Source organism: Enterococcus sp. AZ040, assembly GCF_050499185.1.
GTDB lineage: Bacteria > Bacillota > Bacilli > Lactobacillales > Enterococcaceae > Enterococcus_D > Enterococcus_D entomosocium.
The window spans coordinates 786333-806596 of sequence record NZ_JBMHEW010000001.1 but is presented as its reverse complement, the minus strand read 5'-3'; the positions used below and the strand labels follow the sequence as shown (position 1 = coordinate 806596).

The 20264-nt window shown below is 38.2% G+C and carries 14 protein-coding genes; 3 read left to right on the top strand and 11 right to left on the bottom strand.

Annotated features, from left to right (window positions below):
- Nucleotides 1–149: 149 nt before the first annotated feature.
- The 7 genes from IGK63_RS03660 to IGK63_RS03630 all read right to left on the bottom strand — a co-directional run bounded on the left by IGK63_RS03660 (nucleotide 150) and on the right by IGK63_RS03630 (nucleotide 10363).
- Nucleotides 150–1640: a helix-turn-helix domain-containing protein gene (locus tag IGK63_RS03660; RefSeq protein WP_016613053.1), complete on the bottom strand. Its 1491-nt coding sequence runs from the start codon at nucleotides 1638–1640 to the stop codon at nucleotides 150–152.
- Between the two features lie 532 nt (nucleotides 1641–2172).
- A complete protein-coding gene (locus tag IGK63_RS03655) occupies nucleotides 2173–5406 on the bottom strand; it encodes a lectin-like domain-containing protein (protein WP_016613052.1) in 3234 nt (1077 codons plus the stop codon).
- Between the two features lie 16 nt (nucleotides 5407–5422).
- The gene (locus IGK63_RS03650; protein WP_016613051.1) at nucleotides 5423–6478 is read right to left on the bottom strand and encodes a DUF916 and DUF3324 domain-containing protein; all 1056 of its coding nucleotides are present in this window, start codon (nucleotides 6476–6478) and stop codon (nucleotides 5423–5425) included.
- 80 nt (nucleotides 6479–6558) lie between these two features.
- Nucleotides 6559–7380 (bottom strand): WxL domain-containing protein, encoded by an 822-nt coding sequence (locus tag IGK63_RS03645; protein ID WP_005237417.1) that lies wholly within the window; start codon nucleotides 7378–7380, stop codon nucleotides 6559–6561.
- Nucleotides 7377–7727 carry a hypothetical protein gene (locus IGK63_RS03640; protein WP_005237418.1) on the bottom strand — a complete coding sequence of 117 codons (351 nt, stop codon included), beginning with the start codon at nucleotides 7725–7727 and terminating at the stop codon, nucleotides 7377–7379. The genes IGK63_RS03645 and IGK63_RS03640 overlap by 4 nt, the downstream gene beginning before the upstream one ends.
- A 1308-nt stretch (nucleotides 7728–9035) precedes the next feature.
- Nucleotides 9036–9464 carry a GNAT family N-acetyltransferase gene (locus tag IGK63_RS03635; protein WP_008377173.1) on the bottom strand — a complete coding sequence of 143 codons (429 nt, stop codon included), beginning with the start codon at nucleotides 9462–9464 and terminating at the stop codon, nucleotides 9036–9038.
- Between the two features lie 182 nt (nucleotides 9465–9646).
- Nucleotides 9647–10363 (bottom strand): GntR family transcriptional regulator, encoded by a 717-nt coding sequence (locus IGK63_RS03630; RefSeq protein ID WP_005237422.1) that lies wholly within the window; start codon nucleotides 10361–10363, stop codon nucleotides 9647–9649.
- Between the two features lie 147 nt (nucleotides 10364–10510).
- Here IGK63_RS03630 and IGK63_RS03625 point away from each other — a divergent pair, with 147 nt between their 5' ends.
- Nucleotides 10511–11920: a PTS transporter subunit EIIC gene (locus tag IGK63_RS03625; protein ID WP_016613049.1), complete on the top strand. Its 1410-nt coding sequence runs from the start codon at nucleotides 10511–10513 to the stop codon at nucleotides 11918–11920.
- 11 nt (nucleotides 11921–11931) lie between these two features.
- Nucleotides 11932–13023: a GDSL-type esterase/lipase family protein gene (locus IGK63_RS03620; RefSeq protein ID WP_233499088.1), complete on the top strand. Its 1092-nt coding sequence runs from the start codon at nucleotides 11932–11934 to the stop codon at nucleotides 13021–13023.
- Nucleotides 13024–13178: 155 nt separating this feature from the next.
- Here the strand turns inward: IGK63_RS03620 and mngB are convergent, their stop codons facing one another.
- The 4 genes from mngB to IGK63_RS03600 form a co-directional block, all read right to left on the bottom strand.
- The gene (gene mngB / locus IGK63_RS03615) at nucleotides 13179–15854 is read right to left on the bottom strand and encodes a mannosylglycerate hydrolase (protein WP_005237425.1); all 2676 of its coding nucleotides are present in this window, start codon (nucleotides 15852–15854) and stop codon (nucleotides 13179–13181) included.
- A gap of 263 nt (nucleotides 15855–16117) precedes the next feature.
- Nucleotides 16118–17218: a PTS fructose transporter subunit IIC gene (locus IGK63_RS03610; protein WP_008377165.1), complete on the bottom strand. Its 1101-nt coding sequence runs from the start codon at nucleotides 17216–17218 to the stop codon at nucleotides 16118–16120.
- Between the two features lie 18 nt (nucleotides 17219–17236).
- On the bottom strand, nucleotides 17237–17560 hold the full coding sequence (locus tag IGK63_RS03605; protein ID WP_005237427.1) for a PTS fructose transporter subunit IIB: 324 nt from the start codon (nucleotides 17558–17560) through the stop codon (nucleotides 17237–17239).
- Complete coding sequence (locus IGK63_RS03600) at nucleotides 17557–18018, bottom strand: PTS sugar transporter subunit IIA (protein ID WP_005237428.1); 462 nt, start codon at nucleotides 18016–18018, stop codon at nucleotides 17557–17559. Before IGK63_RS03600 ends, IGK63_RS03605 begins: the two co-directional genes overlap by 4 nt.
- A gap of 247 nt (nucleotides 18019–18265) precedes the next feature.
- On the opposite strand from IGK63_RS03600, the gene IGK63_RS03595 reads away from it, so the two are divergent.
- Nucleotides 18266–20200: a BglG family transcription antiterminator gene (locus IGK63_RS03595; protein ID WP_034872182.1), complete on the top strand. Its 1935-nt coding sequence runs from the start codon at nucleotides 18266–18268 to the stop codon at nucleotides 20198–20200.
- Nucleotides 20201–20264 lie beyond the last annotated feature (64 nt).

Genomic DNA, 20264 nt, shown 5'->3' with positions numbered 1-20264 from the left:
ACACAAAAAGTATGATGAATTCCAATCTTTCGATTTGTGTACAATTTTGCTTTTTGTACTTAATCTTTGAATAAGTAAAATCATCAACCCTAGCAAGTATTTTAATAAGATTATCTATCTTCATTTTCAAAACGTATTTTTTAATCAAGTTAACTTGTCACTAAAGTATTTAACCTCTGCATTAGTTGATCCCAATCTTTCTGATTTGGAATTGTATTAATAAGGAGATAATCTTTCTCCAACTCATAATCAAAAATATATGGTCGGTAATTCGTGACTATTAAATCTGTTTTATTAGATTTTAAGCGCTCCTCTGTCAACTCTGGTAAGGATAAAAAATTTAGCTGATAGCTTTCGCCTAACAAACGTTGTGCTTGAAGACGGATACTTTGAACCACCATTGAATCGCCCTCCAATAAAAATAAAATATTTTGACGAGGCTGATGAGAATGAATTAAAAGTTCACTAAATAAAGTAAATCCAACAGCTAATTCCTCAAGTGCTGTAGCAGATAATCTTAATTCCTCCTGATGTTTTTTCAGGAACGCTACATTTTTTTCATAGGATGATTGTTGCATGGCAATATGTCTCACTTCTATTTGCTGTTTATTCCATATTGGCCAAAGAGCGTTACTTAATTGCCATGCAATGAAATAAGACCTCGTAAAGGTTATTAACAAAGGACGATCCCATTGACTAAAGAGTTCATTTGAAAAGTAATCAGTGACTATTGCAGTAGTTTGAGGCCATTGATCAAATCGCAGCAAAAAACACTGCTCGTATTCCAAGCAACTTGTAGTACGTTTTGATACAATCATTAAATAGAGCCAGACTAACTCATCTTTCGGCAGGAGAATTCCGTATTCTCTATCAATGATTGGGATCAGTGACTCAAATAACTGGTAATCCTCATCCTGATAAACGAGTCTCTTAGCCCATTCGGGAACCTTAATCAACTGTTCTTGTTTTACTCTTACCATAGTCAAGTAAAGTAATGAATAGAAGGCAGCAATTGAAATTCCCGTTCCTATTTTATAAGTTTTCAACTCTACTGAAAGTTCTTTTCGAATAATTGCATGCAGGTCATCTGGGGGGCGAACCGTTTGTGGAGTTTGTTCGCCTCCATAATAAAAATCAAAGAAAAATTTCCTTATGTTTGACTCCTCTCCAATAAATTTTACAGGTTTAAAGCTGAGGCTAAGATCGTATTCTTCCAATGTTGGTTGTGTCTTTTTTAAAAAACGTCTTAGGGTAGTTTCTGCATAATTGTACTGATGTGCGAGTTCATCGAGGTCAGCAAAATCACCATAAAAAATTCTTTCCAATATTTCATAAAGTGCATCTTGGTCTAAAAGTTCCTCTTTTTTCTCTTGGTACATTAGACGATCGATTTCAGCAAAACGAAAACCAGTATTATTTGAATAAATAGCAACACTATCACCGAAGTGTTCTTTTATTAAATGAATATCTTTGACTAGTGTACGTTGGGAGATTGCCAATTTATCAGCTAGCGTAATAGTTGTAAAAGTTTCTTCTTGTTCTATAATAGTTAAAATTCGCATCCATCTTCTGATCATAGGACTTGTAATAAAAGCAATTTGAAGTTCACGCATCATATTCCTCGCTTTATTTGTAATCATTTTCTATCTTTCCATCTACTAACTAGTACTTAAATAGATTGCTAATACTCGCTTTAGTATCGCTTTGTTCATAAGTATCATTCGCTCTATTAGCATTCATTTAGTTCTTTTAGAACCTAGGAACTCTGGTATGTTTTAAGAAATTTCTATCACTTGAACAATGGATCCCTATCCAACACTGATCATTTTAGAAACATACCTTGATTGTAGACTTCACCACAAAGAGACCTGTTAAGCGATCAGAAAAGTATCGTAAGCCTTCAACTAAACAAAGAAAGACACCTATATTAATATCTGTCAGAATAATTTATGTGCGCCCATAAAAAAGGGAGGAATCATTGATTTATCATTATTGAATGACGTGTAGATGATCTGTCAAAATGCACGTATAGGCTATTCTGATTCTCGATTTAATACTTGTCCAAACTTAAACGAACGGTAGCATGGATAGTAGCTATCAACTCCATCGCAGACCTTTTCACTTGATATTTTCCTATATAAGCCAAAGAAACAAACTTTTTCACGAGAGAAATCAATTAGATGGTACCGAACTTAACTCCCAGGTTAATGTCGTTTTATAACTTGCAGCATCAGGATTGGCACCCTTAGGAACCTCTAAAATCACACTTCGACCAGCACTTTCAAAATCACCAAATCGATAAATCCATGTTCCCGTCCCTTCAGCTCCTTGAGCTTTTAAAACCGTGCGTTTAGCTCCACCAGGAATAAGTGTGATAGGTGTCGTCTGCTGCAAGCCAGGTTCGATGCCATCTTGTACTGAAACTAATTGTTGATTCTGGAATATAAAGCTTGCCCCTGTTAACTCCGATCCTGTTTCAGCGCTATAGAATTGCTCGTTTTGACTCACAGAGAGCTCCCATCCCCCACGAGTATTTGATGGACGGCGATCGCTGACTTGAACGTAATTTGGTCGAATCTCCTCTTCAATGAACATTCCATCAACTGATAATAATCTTTGTGGCTTAGCGTAATATCTTTTGTCTTGTGCGGAAATTGCAAAGGAGCCAAAATAAAAATTGGATGCAAAATCAATACTGAACAATCCCTGGTTTTCAGGCAGAGATGGGGGATTTTCAGGATTTACTTCTTTATCTGGAGCTAGTGGATCTAACGGAGAAACACGATCATTTTCTTTTATATAAACGAATCTGATACATTTGGGAGAGTCTCTTTGAATTTTTAAAGTAAGAGATTGCACATCTTCTAAGATTTCCTCATCATTTTGAATATATAAGAGTTCATATCCTTCAAAATATTCTGCAGAAAATTCTTTGTGTTGATTCACGGGAATTTCAACGGTTTCTTCTTTAAAAACAATCGTTCCTGGCTCGGCGACGTGCATCACTTTGACTTCATTTTTTGCTCTAGTAAAGTAATAAATAATTGTCTTTTCTTCATCTGAAAATGTGTAATATCCTTTGTCGTCAATCAGCGAAGAGGAGTCTTCACTAATTCCTACAAAATCATAGCCATTAAGAAATGGTTCATCACTTTCTTTACTTTTAGGATCGATGAAAGTGGAGTCACCCAACTTGCCCGTAAAGGATTCCCCAGACAAAATATTCTCCTGTGTATCAATATCTTTGTATTCAACGTTGACCGATCCCTCTCCAACAATATATTTAAAGTAATCTACCTCTATCTGTTGTAGATTACTCTGAGCGCCTGTTGCTGCTGAAATAATAAAAGACAAAGCAGTAACATTTCCACTAGATAGCCATTCACTGACATCATGGTGCCAAACCTGACCATTATACTCAATTGACAAAATCGAATCATACTCTCCGGGATTATAGGTCATTTTAAACTCTCTAAATAAATTATTATTATTCCTTAAGATCGCCTTTGCTGCTGAACTATCGTTATTGTTACTTACATGGCTAGTCAACATTCCATCGTCTCTGGTATAGATGAATGACCCATGTGGATTGTGGGTAACCAAAGGCCAAACACCAGTGGATCGAAACTCGTCTAAATCTGCAGTGGCAGATCCCGAATCCACACGATTGTGATAAGTATCTAATTTAAATCCCCAAGCGTTTTGCAGTCCTGCTATGCCCATCCCTTGTCCAGACTGACCTAACGTATCAAGTTCAGATTGATGGAAGCCAAAACCTATTCCATCACCGCCATCACTTCCGCTCAAAGAACTACCCGATGCTCCTTGTCCTCCGTTTCCATTCCCAATATTGACACGGCCTTTAAACTCAAAGGGATGGATATTACTCAATTTTTCTTTAAGTAAAATACTACCGTTTTGATTGCTCCTATCCTCGGTTAGTGTGACGATTCCAGTCTGGTCATTATAAATTGCCGAACCGCTCAAATGAAAATGGTCCAAAAAATTGGTCCGATCCCCTTCAATAAAATCATATTCCGTAGCTGCTGCCACATACTCAAAGCGATCAAGACGAATTTGATGGAGGTTGACTGACCCACCTGTCGCAGCAGAAATGATAAAAGATAAGTCTTCTGTGTCTATCCACTGAGAAACATCAACTCGCCATACTCTTCCTTCATAGCTAATACTGAGTATTTTGTTGTCGACACCGGGATTGTAAACTAACGAGAAATTTCGAAAAGAGTTATTACTGGGATTTGTTGTGACTCGAGGAGGCGCTTCATTCCCTTGATAGTTTCGCAGGATGCCTGAGTTTGAGTCTGTATAAACAAATGCACCAAATGCAGAGTTTGAAGTTCCATCTATTGACGAGGGGTCCGCTTCAGTTAGAGCTGTTGCGCTACTGTTTCTATACGTATCAATTTTAAAGCCAAAAGAAGAAGCCAATCCTGCAAGCCCCATCCCCTGACCTGTTTCACCTACAGCATCTAAGTCATCCGCATGAAAACCAAAGCCGACCCCATCGCCACCTCTACTCGAACCTAAACCCGTATTACTGAGACGTCCAGTATTAATCGAGCCAGTGACTCGCATAGGATAACCAGAGAGCATTTTTTCTTTTAGAGTTATGGCACCGGCTTGATTGGTTACTTCTTCCGTGAGTGTCACTTGACCAAAACCGTCATTCTTTGCGTTGCCAATAAAATGAAAATAGTCTTGCAGATTGTTCACATCTACGATAACTTTTCTGTTCTCGTTTAATGGTGTGCCTTCAAAAACTTCATTGAATAACTCAAGATGTTCACTGTATGCTTCATAATCAATACCCGTTTCTACACTTTCTTGTCCAGCAATTCCATCTTCATCAGGAAAAATACCATTGTTTTCCTCTGACTCTGTGTCCCTAGCCTCATTTGTAGGTTGCTCTTCTTCTATTTCAAGAACAAGTATTTTTTCTAATACAGATACTTGATATTTCCCTGGAACTTCGAAAAACAAAGGAATGTCAAATGTATCTTGAGGACGAACGGATTCAATTAGCCACCGACCTAATTGTGCTTCTTGTTTTATAGAAATACCCTCTGGTAATTTTTCTTCAACAATCTGTGCCTCTTCTGGCAAAGTAATAGGAACAGATAGATACTCACTGTTTGAAAAAATCTTTACGATTATCGGTTCTGATACTTTTCCTTTAAGATAAGTATCAGAAAAATGAAAGGTTTCATCCTTTAATTCGTCCGCTTCTGTTTGCTCCACGATAGAAGGAAATTCATTAGTTTCAGACACATCATCAAAATCAGTAAGCGTTTCTGCAAAAGCCATGTTCAATGGTACAGAGAATGATTGTGCAATCATTTTGAAAGCGATAATATAAATTACCGCTTTCCTAAATAATTTACTCATCCGATCTCACACCTCCTTACTTTCTTTTAAGCTTTTTCTTATAGAGTTCGTAAACGATCATCCCCAATAACGCAAAAAATAAAACAAGTGATCCTATCATCCACCAGTTTGTGCTTGCGTCAATCGTGACATCTGTACGGTTATAACTTCGCGCTTTTTCAGAATCAATCGTAAATTTTTGTTCCCAGGACCACGTCTCCCCTTTAGAAGTTGCTGTCAGTTTCAAAAGATAATTGCCAGCTTCAAAACGATCGCCTCCCAAAGGAATTGGAAAATGAAAGTGGGAATTAGGTGCCATCTGCATTTGCTCGTCACTTGCCTCATAAAGAATTTCTGTTTCACCTTCGCGCTGAACACTCGCTTTAATGGCTAGTCGATTCACAAAGGTTGGCGTCACATTTTGAATCGTCGCGCTAATTACATTGCGAAAGTTCAATTGATTTGGGAAAACATCTAAGAGTTCTAAATCTGGTTCTACAGAATCTCGAGTATTGCTGACCACAACTCCTATGACATAAGCAAATTCATTTTTTACTGCAACCCCCTCTTGCTCACTAACCGTTTCTTCTGTCTCTTCCTTCACTTCACTAATACGCAGCCCACCAGCTAGAAATCCATCAAAGGAAGCGTCTGGCATTTGAAGTGATAAGTTCACTGTTTTTGTTTCATTTCCACTGAGCTCGACCACATCTGGTGATTCAATCAATTCGTCAAGAGAATATAGTAATGTTGGGTCCGGTTCTTCTGCCTTTTTGCCATACTCCACGAAACCATGCACATTGGTATAAGCAGTATGAGGGGTGATTCGCACTTGAATGGTTTCTTCACTCCCGTTATGAAGATTTAAGGACAATTTCTCTTTTGAACCTGGTGCTAGATTCAGATCAAAGTAACTATTTGTACTGTCTACTTGGCTAGCAGGTAATTCCGGTACAACATGAAAATTCAGGCTACTTTCTTCGGCTTGGACCAATGCTGGAAACAAGAAAATCGAAAGAAGAAAAAAAACCTTATATTTAAGGAACAAATGCTGTAAATAAGTAGATATATGAGTATGGTTCAAATGAATCATCCTTTCTAAAAAAAACAACGCTACACATTCATGCAACGCTGTAGAGAATTTTTCATAAAGTTTTCTGGTGCCTGCTCTTACTAAATATTATTTTCTTCATCACCAACATCGCCATTAGGAGTCGTTGTCAAATCCCATAACAGTGTTGCCTTATACGTGGTCGCATCTTTAGCAGTAGAACCCGGAACATGCAATTTGATGGCACCATTTTCTACAACATCATTTTTAGAATCAAAATCTTCTGAGGAAAATTGATTTGTCAGTTCTTCTTGATTTCCCCAGACAACTGAAGAAACCCCGGCGCCTTGACCTTTTATCGCTCTCATCACTGAACGAGCAGCCCCGTTTGTGAGTAGTTCTAAATTATCTTCATGAGCGCTAGGTGAATTTAAATTATTGCTTCCCTCGTACCTAATCTCAGAACCAACAAACTCTATCCAAGCACCCGTCAAAATATTGTTTTGTGTTTGTGACTCAAAATTACTTAAACTAACTTCTAGATCCCAACCGGCATTTGTTCCTCGTAGATCATGAACCTGAGCAAAACTGACATAAGGTACTTTATTATCGTCACCCGTTGTTCCAGATTTTTGCTGCATTTCTGCAACCATGTTATATTCTCTATCTTGATTAGATATTACTTGTGTACCGAAATTCATCGTTGCTACTTTCATGATGGATAATTCTCCAGTGGTCCCAGGAATTTCGGGTTCAATCTCCACATCTGGATTTGGTACTGGATTCACCACCTCTAGCTCTCCATCCTCTTCACCCGCCGGACGAAACTCAACTTGTCCATTCGAGGTTACATCTCGAACCTCTTGTGAATAAGCTTTGGTCGCACTTCCAGCTAAAATAGTGGTAGATAATACGGCAATTGACGCTAAACGAATAAATTTCATATTTCATTCCTACTTTCTTTTAATTCATATATGTTTTTCAATGCTTTCCCCCACCAACAAACGACAATGATAAGTAAACTTAATCCAATCGATTTCCACCAAGTGTTTGTGATCATATTTGTTTGTGGAAAAGTTTTTTCCAAACTTGAACTACCATCTGAAGGTGGCTTGACAACGTGAACTGGTGGCTTAGGCTCTGGCGCGCCAATGGGTTCGTATGTACCAGTGAAACTAATCATGCCTTCAGTTTTCACTTCTTGAGTTTGTGTACCATAAACAATAGTTGGAAAATGGATGAAAACTACTATGCAAAAGACCAACATTCCCTCACCTATTTTTGATTTCATTCACCACCCTCCTTTAGTGAAAATTAGCCATCAATTTAGATAACTCATTGTATTTTTCTTTTATAAAAGCTGAATCACTTCTAACAGATATTTTTGAAAAATAAATCTTTTAGTCTACCTTTTAAAATTAGTGATTCAACTTTTCGAAAAAAAACGGTGCGTTCTGTTTGCTTCTTGCATCTAATAGATTACAAGTGGGTAAGAAAAAATCAAAATCGAAATTTTCATAGCGCCATGCATTTTTGAGAAAAATAACAATTATTTATAACCCGTATATTCATTTATTATTTCTTGCATACTAAGTCCCCCCAGAGAAAACAATTGTTTTTTAATAAAAAAATAGTAAAAATCATTTTTAAAATGGCACCAAATTCGCAAAAATACCGTGCAAAAAAAAACAAAAAAAGCAGCTTTTAAAAATTTTAGGTCTTGCTTTTTTTAAGTTGTTGCTTTCCTATGTCATTCCCTTGATATAGCTAGGCTATTCATATCAATACCGGGTATTTCTTCTAGTTATTAAAAATCAGTAGATAAGAAAAAAAACTTTCTTGCTAAAATAACAGGCCATAAATAGAGGGAACTTCCATCATAAACTCATCTCTTTTTCAATATTTGCATAACACGAAGTAAATATCGAATGGCAATTTTGTATCTTCTTTACTACTATATTTTAAGAAGAAAGGGTGATTAAATGAGGGTCGAAAAAGTAAAATTGACTGCTTTTATTTATAAAATGAGCTGTCTGGAATATTCATATTCTTTGATTAAAAGCGGGTATTCCCCTATCAAATTAACCACAGAAGAAGAGAATGAAATTGAATCTATCATCAATACTCGATTACATCGATCCTTGCTATCAGCCAATCGAAGACGATTTAAATTCAGCAAAGTGAAACTTTCAAGAAAAGGAAAATCAGCTTATCAAAAACTAAAAAAGTTTGAGTATCTGATTGATCTTTAGCAAACATTAATACATTCCTATGATTAGACGGATAAAAAGGTAGCAATTAAATGGGTTTACCTAGTGTACGTCCATTTTCCTCAATAATTGAGTGATTTTCTTACCACTATTCAAGTCATAGAAATAGAAAATTATCTATTTATTCGTGGACCAGTTAATAAAATTATCCTCTTCACTAAAAGATTAAAGAAATGTTCCTCCATGATCTATGCATTTGTATCTGAAGGCTACAGCTAGCATTGATCCCTTAGAACCTAGATTTTCTGTCTTAAATTGAACAAATAAAAACGTGGATACAAAAAAGACGCTGAAGAGTCGTTTGTCACTCCTCCAGCGTCTTTGCATTTTTATAATTCCTTGATAAACCGTTTCTGTTCATGACTGCTGTGGTAGCCATGGTTTTCATAAAACTTGTGGGCAGCATGGCGTTTGACATTCGAATTTAATCGAATGCCTTGCATTCCTCGCTGTCGGGCTTCTGCTTCAATTGCCGACAGTAGTTTCCCGCCAACGCCTTGCTTTTGCACTTGATCATCCACTACCAAACCTAGGACATTAAAAAATCGCCCGGCAGAATAAACTGTTGAATATGGCTGTGCTTCAATCATTCCAACTGCTTTTCCCTCTATTTCAGCGACCAGCAAGAGATGATCCTCCTCAGCTAAAATTCTCTTTAGGCCTTCGATCAATACTTCTTCTTCGATTGGATAGCCTAGTACTTTCGACAAATGAGCTAGTTCTTTATGATCAGACAATGCAGCAGCTCTAATTCTCATAGTATTCTCCCACCTTTTGGCTTTTTATTCGGTCTTGTTTTAGATAACTCACATTCATTTATCAACTTAGAAATAAATGACAGCTAGTTGATTTGTACAAGTGCAATAGAAAAAAAGTATACAGACAATGTACTAGAAATCCCTTTGCTATGATCTTTTATGTTATTTAGCTAAACCAGTTTTTAATTTTGATCAAATGAAATGAGTGCATATTCGTTAGGAATATACCTGATTGTCGTATATTCGAATAATTTTCCCATATCATTATAGACCGCATTTTCCAATATTCCCACACAATTATTTTTTCCTAAAGCTAATTCTTTAAAGTCAGAATCTTTTGCAGATTCAACTTTCATTATAGACTTTGATGCAGCGATTTTAAAATCTAAGTTTTGTTTGATATGGTCGTAGATTGATCCGGCTATGATTTTCTCATTAAGACCCTTAACGATACTTTTTTTGAAATAACTCGTATCTGACATCATCGCTTTCCCATCAATGAGGCGTAATCGTTTCACAAGGTATACTCTTTCACCAACCGGAAATGAAATTTTTTTTGCTAATGAATCATCAACAGTCAACTCGTGAAATTCTTGCACAATTGTTTTTTTTTCGACCTCAGTATCTGCGGATAGTGCCTTCAATCCTTGAAAATTTCCTACCTTGAAAGACTTCTTGTCAATCTCGATTCTTTCAAGAATAACTACCCCTCTTCCTTTCACACTATAAACCAATCCATCTTCATTAAGCAGTTGAATCGCTCTGCGAACTGTATTTCTACTAGTACCAAATCGCTCAATTAACGCCATTTCGGTCGGTAAAACCATTGTATCGTTATAGAGTCCCTCATTAATTTCATTTTTCAAAGTGTCATATATATCCCGAAACTTATTCACCATAGTTCCACCTCACTCTTTCAGTTAATTATAACATGATATCATTCTACCTATAAAAAAACTTAAATTTGTTTAAACAAATGATTGATTATTTGTTTAAACAAATTTAAAATGAGCGTAACCGGTTAAAAGAAATGAGGAGGTTTTATTATGAGTGACAAACAGTTAGCGGAGTACATGATTGAGTACGTTGGTGGAAAAAATAATATCAAAAATGTCATCCACTGCATTACACGTGTTCGTTTCTATCTAGTGGACAAAGAGAAAGCCGATACAACTAAGATAAAAGAGTTGGATGATGTAATGGGCGTAGTAGAAGCTCAAGGACAATATCAGGTGGTTGTTGGAAACAAAGTAAATGCTATTTACGAGGAAGTAATGCGCCAGTTAAACAATGATCAAGTCTTTGATTCTACAGAGGGAGTGGTGGAAAATGATTCCAATAGTGATTTTCTTCAGCTATTTCGAAATGGCTTCAATCAGTTTATTGGCATAATTACAGGTTCAATGATGCCCGTCATCGGTCTTCTTGCAGGAGCTGGAATAATCAAAGGATTACAAGCTTCGTTGGTGACGTTTGGTTTATTACAAGATAGTTCGCAATCTTATCTATTGATTAGCACGATTGCAGATGGCATTTTTTATTTTTTACCTGTCATCTTAGGTTTTACTGCAGCTCAAAAATTAAAGGTGAATCCTATTGTTCTGGCAGTCGTCGGTGCGATACTCATTCACCCAAATATAGTCACTATTGCTTCAAGTACAGCTGCGAAGGTCGCTATTTTTGGCATAGAATTCCCCATTATGAATTATACAGCTTCGGTTTTCCCTATTCTGGTCGCTGCTTGGTTAGCAACGTATGTTGAAAAGTTTTTAAAGAAAATTGTTCCTCTCGTGATTTCTTCCATTGTGTCACCAATCGTTGAAGTTCTGGTACTAAGCTTAGCCGTTCTTCTTATCATCGGACCAATCATAACGATTATTAGTGATGGGCTAGCATTCGGAATTAGTACCATTTTTGACTTTAACACGATTATTGGCGGAGCAGTCTATTGCGCACTTTTTCCAGTCTTAGTGGTCTTCGGCATGCATTGGCCATTGATTCCGATCATCGTCAACGATTTAACTGTTAACGGATTTAGTATGATGAATGCCTTCTCGTCTGTATTGATGATGGGTATTGCGGGTGCAACATGCTCAATCGCATTGAAAACAAAAAAAGCTCAACTAAAACAAGTTGCCTTTGCTGCCACTCTTTCACAAATATGCGGTGTTGGCGAACCTGCAATCTATGGTATTCTACTAAAATACAAAAAAGTCTTCTATCTCGTGACCCTTTCAAATATTTTTGGTGGTGCTCTAGCAGGTTTCCTTCACTTGGTCAACTATGGATTCGCAGGTGGGGTTATAGGATTTGCCTCTTTTATCAACCCGGTTGCAGGGATCGATAAAAACTTCTATGCTTATCTACTCTCTCATATAGGAACATTTTTGCTATCCTTTCTTTTGACTTGGCTTTTTGGTTTCAATGATAAAATGAAAGCTGCAGATGAACTGTAAGGTGATATATGATGAAAAAAATAATTTGGCATCAAGTATTTTCTAATTACCAAGTACTAAACTTTTCTCCTAATGGACGTAAATTACGTTTAAGAATCAAGCAGCCGCTTTCTGGACAACGATTAGCACTCGAACTTTGTAACCGCTATGATTCTTTTGATTTAAACGTAGAGTCGATAAAAATCAGTAGTAATCCGGGAAACCAACAATCCAATGTTATTACCTTAGATAATCGACCACAATTCATTGTCCCAGCTGGATCCACTTTATGGACAGATGACGTTGATTTTTCAGTAACCAAAGGAGCCGATATTCTGATAGAGGCATTATTCTCCAACGAGATCAATCGAGTATCTTCCTCGGCAAACTTACTATCTGATCAAGTAGTCCATTCGAATATAAGAGAAACCAATAACTTTATTTTTGGGATTACTTCAGTTGCTCTAGAAACGAAAGTTGATGCAAAAGTCATTGCTTTTTTTGGCGACTCTTTGACGAATCAAGGATATTTTAGTGATAGTGTCATCGACAATCTAAACAAACGTGGTCTGATTGCAACAAGCTTTAATGCTGGCATATCAGGCAATCGTCTGACACATGCTGGTTCAGGGATTTCTCGTTGGAAAGACAGCTTTGGTGTTGCAGGAATCGACAGGTTCCAAGCAGATGTCGTGGATCAAAAGCCAGATTTGATTGTTTCATTGATTGGGTTAAATGACTTGTTTCACCCAGGAACTGGCTCACCGCTTTCAGAATTACCTATCAAAGAAGAGTTGATCCAACAATACAAAGTTCTAATAAATCTGGCAAAAAAAGCAGACATTCCGTTTGTTCCCCTCACGCTTCCCCCTTTTAACTATTCTTACAACCAAGGAAAGCCGAGTTGGACCGAGGAAAAAGAAGCTATCCGAACTGCGTTTAATCAATGGATAATGACTCAAGCAAATACGATCGATATCAATGATATGGTAAGAGATCCTTCTGATAAAACGAGATTAGCTTCTGCATTTGATTCGGGGGATCATCTGCATTTTTCTCAAACTGGAGGGGAAATTTTAGGAAAAGCTGTGGCTGAGAAAATTCTTTGCCTTTCATTGCTGTGAATTGATAGACTCTCAACAAAAACTGTTAAAAATAGTCAAAAATAAAACCTACCTCCCATACACATCTGGTTAAAATGTATACGGGAGGTTGACCTTTTCACTATGAATTTTCTTCAACTCTGCACTTGAATATCCTTACTCTCGATCACTAGCAATTATTCTACATACAATGTCACAAATTTTGCATGGCCTATCTTTTCAAGAGTGACTACATTCTTTTCCACAAGAAGTGCTTCTTTTGTAGCTTCTTTTAAATCGACTGTTTCTACTACGTTCACTGGATGGTTAAATGTGATCGTCGCGTGTCCAACTTCATCTAAAAGCCCATTGTATAGACGCAAAATATAACCTGGACGAGCTTCGGCTTTTTTCAATACACTTAGGGTCAAATTGCCATTGATCTCAAAAAGACTAAAGTTTGCCGGTAAGGTTGGTTCAACCGGCCCTAAAGTAAAAATCAATCGGGAATTCAGGAATTCTGCGGATTGATAAAGCGTGATCGGTGTTACTGCTTGTTTGGCACGTTGCGCAACATTTGCTTGATCAAATCCTTGCGCAAAGTAAGCAACAGAAAAATCAAAATGCATCGTTTTGTGACACTGCGCAGCTGGTGTCGCAATCACTGATTCTCCTGAAGCACGCCCTGGACGATACAGTAGATTCTCTTTCCCCATGAAGCCATAGGTTCGGAAAATCGTTAAGCGAATCGTATCAAACGCTTCCCCCACGATCTCATATTCACGTACACCCTGAGGCATTACTGCTACGCCATGGGATGCATCGAATAAACTGACAAACGATTGACACGTTTCTATGGCGATCGGTTGCTCATTCCATTGCTCTTTATTGGCTTCCCAAAGGGCCATTTCTTTTTCAAACATAACCGGACGCTGCAATGTACCAAACTGTTGGTCAGCCAGCGAAAATTTCGAGGCAATTCCGGTATCAAATAGCACACATACCCGATGGCTATCCACTTGTTGATTTTCAACCGTTAATTTGAAATCAATTTGTTGCGATTGTTTTTTTAACACGATCGTCAATTGGATCGGCAGTGAAGCCGAGATCTTCTTTTCTGCACGTTCAGCTAAATCCTTCGGAACCCTCAGGGTGAATGCCACATCAATCTTTTGGTAGATCGCTGATTGCTGAATCGAGATCGTTGGTTGCGCATCAATTGATGAAATCACAAAATCTTTCACAGGTGGTGAATAATTGAATGAATCACCATCGTCGCCATTTTCTTCAATAATCCCTTGATTTTGATAAAGTACTTGATTGGTTTTATCTAGAATATCCAACGAACCATTGCTATTGACAGTGATCTGATAGTACTCATTTTCGATCGTATTGGTTGTAATCTCCTGCAATGGTGCGCTTGTATCACCTTTTAAATCAATCGTCAGCTGGGTATACCCCATACTCGGCACGTCAGTCGTTTCTATGGCAATTTTTGCTTTATAGACTTTCTCCGGCAAATAGATCTCCTTGACTGGATCTAATATGTTCCCCTGATTCAACACATACTCCGTTTGGTCGGTAAGCTCTAAAATCGTATAAGGTAACGCCTGACCTGACTGGTCAAGGATCGCAAACTCTTTTTGCGGCAAATAAACCTCTGCTTCGATCACCCCATTACGTTTTGTGTCATAGGTATTGAAAAGCGTAAAAGTAATTTCTTTTGCTTGTGGGTTGTTGATTGCAGTAGAAATCTGTCGTAACGTCAATTCGACAAGATTCATAGAAATATCTCGCGCTTGCTTATAGCGCATATAGATATCTTCGTTGGTCGTATCAGAAACACAAGAACCAATCGAATCATGCGCCGCATTTTCAAACATTAACTTCCAAATCTCTATGACTGTTTCTACGGGGTACTCAAATCCTAATTGCATAGCCATGGTTAAGATAGGCTCCATGACATTGACTAAGTAATGTTGGATCTGGGTGTTCATCGCCTTCAAATCAGGACGTGAAGAAAAAATCGTTTTGTGGATTCGCATCAATTTGCCGTTGATCAGTTCACCAGCGATTTCTTCCAACTCAGGATGGCGTGCTTTGACCGCAGCAATGTATTTTTCGATCGTTGAAAATTGTAACACATACTCATCCTGATACAGTTGATTCATTCGATCAACCAATTCTGGAAGATTTTCTCTAACTGGTGCTTGATCGAAACCATTTGGAAAATACACTTGATCCGTTGCACTGCGTCCCCAAGTCGTTTTAAACGGTTCTTGATGTAAGAACTTTGCTAATTCTACTTCTCGCTCAGGAATGGCACCGCCAATGTAGTACCCACTTGGGATCTGATAAACATTGACCACAGAACCATCTTCTCCACGCCATTTGTACTCTGTGCATTTAACATCGTCATCACTGACACCGCGCCAAAACATCGTGTCAGTGATACCAAACTCACGATAGATTTGCGGCATACTAGCTGCTTGTCCGAAAGAATCTGGCACATAGCCGACATTCATGTAGGTTCCGAATGCTTCACAAATTTTCATGCCATATAACATATTTCGAACAATGCTTTCTCCCGAAATCACTAATTGATCGGTTTGTGTGTACCATGGACCAATGATCAACTTCCCTTGTTGAACAAGTTGTTGAATCCTTTCTTTGTCCTGCGGACGCCATTTCAAGTAATCATCTAACAGAGAAGCCTGTCCATCTAAGATAAAACTTTCATAAGGATCATCCTTTTCTAGTTGTTCAATGACGTTTTTTAGATCGTGCATCAAATAGATTTTCGAGCGACTCGTCGTAAAATACCATTCGCGATCCCAATGACTGTGGGGTACGACATGTACTGTTTTTTTCATTCAATCATTCCTCTCCCGTGATTAGAAAAGGCACGTAACGATGGGTGTCGTTCGTGCCTATTAATTTTTCTCAATTTTTTTACCATCTGGTACACATAATTTGATTCTTACACAAATACTTCGAATTTTGAAAATCGATTCTCTTCAAATACTCTCGTTTTCTTCCCCAAGTCTTGACATTGTCAGATGCCTTAAAGCGTTCTTGAAAAATCACCTGCTCGTGCCTTTTCTTTTGCTACTATTTAGCTAATCAGCCTTGTTGCTTAATTTTCAAAGCTCACTTCAATATCATCGAGGGCAATATCTTCTGTTTGTTCTTCTTGCTTATTGAAATTCACGAATAAAGGCGCGACAAAACCGATGAAGGCTGCTCCTGCAAATAGTCCAATCAAATACGCCCAACCGTTTCCAACAGTGAAGAAGCCGTATATTCCCCCAACTGGCGGCATTTTGTCATACATTCCTAATGCGATCCCCAAACCAGAAGCGATTGCTCCTCCCAACATGTTGATCGGCACAAGCCGTAATGGATTGACTAATGTAAAAGGAATTGCTCCTTCTGTGATTCCGATAAACCCCATAATAAAGTTATTACGCCCAGCATCCAGTAGCTCTTTGTTGAATCGATTTTTGTGGAACAAAGTTGCTAAGGCATATCCAAATGGTACCGCACAAATCGCAACATTCACGATGATAGCTGGCAAAAAGACCCCTTCCGCTAGTAACACATTTCCTGCCATCCAAGCAGCTTTGTTTACAGGTCCCCCTAAGTCAGAGCCAATCATTGCCCCCATGATGACTGCCAGTAAAATTTTGTTAACGTCATTTTCAATCATGGTTCGGATCCATTCAACCAAACTAGTATTGATCCACGCCAATGGCTCAGAGAGTAAGGCGCCCATGACGATTGCTACAGACAATGTAGCAATCAAGGGTAAAATTACCAGCGGCATCACCCCAGCAAACGACTCCGGTAATTTGATATGTTCTTTCGCCCACTTCACTAAGTATCCTGCTAAGAACCCAGCAATAACTGCCCCTAAAAACCCAGCATTGGTGCTAGAAGCGACTGCACCACCGATAAAGCCGGCACCTAGCGCAGCCTTATCTCCAACAGAATACGCGATAAAACCAGCCAAGACAGTATTGATCAAGCCGATTCCTGTCCACCCTACTTGTTCAATCAAATAAAGCGCATGTTTAAAGCCTTCCGTGTCAGCATAAGGATCTAAGCTTGTGATCCCCATACCAAGAGCAATCATTTTCGGAATGGCAACAACCAGTGAAGCACCAATAATCAATGGCAGTACAAAACTAATTCCACTCATCAAGTGGCCTTTTAAATCTGCTAGAACTCTTTTCATCATCCTTGCCTCTTTCCTTTAGTTTGCGTTTCTTTGTTCAACAGCAGCGACACATTTCTTCAGCACCGCTTCCGGTGCTTTGATACACGTATTGATATTTACTCGAATTTGCGGTTTTCCTTCAAACCGTTCCATCCCAACAACTTTTTGGTCAGTCGCTAAAAGCAAGAAATCTGCTTCTTTTGCTTCGGCTGCAGTGATCTCATTGACTTGCCCTAACGAGCCTTGCTGTTCGATCTTGACCTCATAGCCAAGTTTCGCACCAGCTTTTTCTAAAGCTTTTGCCGCCATCGGTGTATGTGCCAATCCTGCTGGACAGGCGGAAATCCCTACTATTTTCATATAATTTTCTCTCCCATCATTTCCTTTTTGATCAATTCTGCTAAATAAGCTTTGTCTTCTGATTGTTGAATCTGCTGGATGAATGTCTCTTCAAGCAATGCGGTTGCTAGACGACTCAGCATTTGCAGATGCACCGTTCCTTCATCTTTTTTAGGGACCATCAAAGCAAACACATTTTTGACTGCCGAATCATCGAAAGTTTCCCATTCGATGGCTTGCTCTAAACGAATAAACAAAACGGTCGGTTCCAAAACCGGTTCAGCTTTTGCATGTGGAATAGCAAAGCCTTCTTGTAAGCCGGTTGAATATTGTGCTTCCCGTTCAATGAATGCCTCACATGTATCTGCTGCATTGGTAACGATCCCTGATTCATAGGCATGATGCGCAATTACGTGAAACAGTTCTTCTTTTGATGTAACAGCCACATTCAAGAGAATATTTTTTTCCTGAAAATCCATCTCATCTGCTCCTTTCCTTTATTATGAAACCATTAGCGTAATTCGTGTGGTTTATTTTCTGTACACGTTTAATTTACGGTTTCTGATTCACCATGTAAACACAACAAATTTCCAATTCAAGCGGCAATCATTAGTAAAGCGTTTTCCAAAATGATTGCCAACTCTTCTGGAAACTTTCGGTACTGGTGAAGCATTTCCTTCTTATTCTTTCTATTGTATGATGAGAAAGAGCACGGAGGTGAAACAAGTGTCAAAACTTGCTTATCAACGATTAGATGATCTAATGGAAGTATTAACTAGACAAACGGCGCCGCTACCAATGAAGGAGTTAACAAAAAGCTTCTCGATTTCTGAGCGAACGGTTCGGACCGACATTGCAAATTTGAATGATTTGTTAACAAATGTAGGAGCCTCCATCAAGTTGATTCGAGGACAAGGCTATTTGTTGTCTATTGGTTCAAAAGAACGATTTCATGACTGGTGGACTGAAAGTATGTCGACTACCGAGTCCTTTCTAACTACGAGTGAAGAACGACAAGCTTATCTACTTTTCCTTTTATTTAAGAATGAAACCCCTTTATCCTTGGATGATTTTCTTGATCGATTATTTATTAGTAAAAACACCTTTTACTCATACTTAAAAACGGCTCGAGACAATTTAGCGACCTATCAATTAAAAATAGTAAATCGTCCAAATATTGGCTTTGAAGTCTTGGGTAACGAATTCGCCAAACGCCAAGCAATCAGTGATCTGTTGATTGAAAAAGATCTCCAAGAGTATTTGGTCGGCTTCACGGAAATGGAACTTGAGTTGTTTGATACGATTGATCTAACCCGCTTGCAAGAATTGTCATTAAATCATCTGGCACCCTTAGACTTATTAGACTCTGATTACTATCATAAAAACATTCTTTCTCATTTTGCTTTAGCAATCAGTCGCTTTATAGCCGGTCATCAGATCAACGAATTTCCCTTGCATGTGCCCGTGCTCAAAAAAGACGCCCAGAAAGTTGTAGGTCACTTCTTAGAAGAAATCGATCATGCATTTGATATACAATTGACTGCTGGAGAAAAACAATACTTCATTTACTATCTCGCGATGAACGCACCACGTTTAGTTGAAACAGGCGATGCAAGCGATTCTTCCACGAAAACTGCGAAAGCCATTGTGGAAGAATTATTAACTGCGATCAAACAGACGTCAAACTATGCATTAGAGACAGACAAGATGCTAATAGAAGATCTGACATCTCATATTGAGGGCTTTATCAATATGAATCTAATGGATGCACGCCGTAGCAATCCATTGCTGGCAACGATCAGAAAATCTTTTCCACAGGCTTATGATTTATGTTTGACTCATTTAGAAACGGTAAGCCTGAAACACGGTTTTTATTTTTCTCCTGATGAGATCGGCTATATCGCTTTGCACATCGCAGGTGCTATGGAAAGGAATTCCATCAGAAATCATCATAAACATCGCGTCATCCTTGTTTGTGGAACTGGTCGAGCCATGAGTCGTATTATTGAAGCAAAAATTATCAAGCACTATCAAGAAACGATCGAAGTCGTTGATCGCTTTTCTTACGTCGAGCTACAACAATGTGATCTTTCTGCGATTGATTTTGTGATCACAACCGTTCCATTAGAACAGTTTTCGGTTCCCTCTATTTACATCAACATGGCCAAGCTAGATAAAGAAATTGGCAAAATCGAACCGTTCATTGAAACGCTCAGTGAAACAAAAGACGGCATCTATTCATTGTTTCAAAAAGCATTTTTTCTTCATGAAAATCATGCAGATAAAGAAACCTTACTAAAGAAAATGGCGCAGCAATTGTACCAAAAAGATTTTGTGCCCCAAGATTTTTATGACAGTGTGAAAAAACGAGAAGCAATCAATCAGACCAATATTAACGAGTGGCTTGCTATCCCCCACCCCATGACATTGCTGGCAAAACGCTCAGCCGTTTCAGTGGCGATCATTCCTGATGGTGTTGATTGGGGAAATGGTGATTTGGTTAAATTTGTCTTTCTCTTTGCGATTCAAAAAGACGAATATGAAGATACCGAAGAAATCTATAGTCTTTTATTAGAATTGATGGATCGTGAAGATATTCAACAAGCAATCTTACAAAAAAGTGACTATCACCACTTTTTGAGCTGTATCAAGCAATTATAAAAGGAGCTGGGGAATCCAGCTCCTTTTGTTGATTCTAACTTTTGTGAAATGCATGCAAACTATG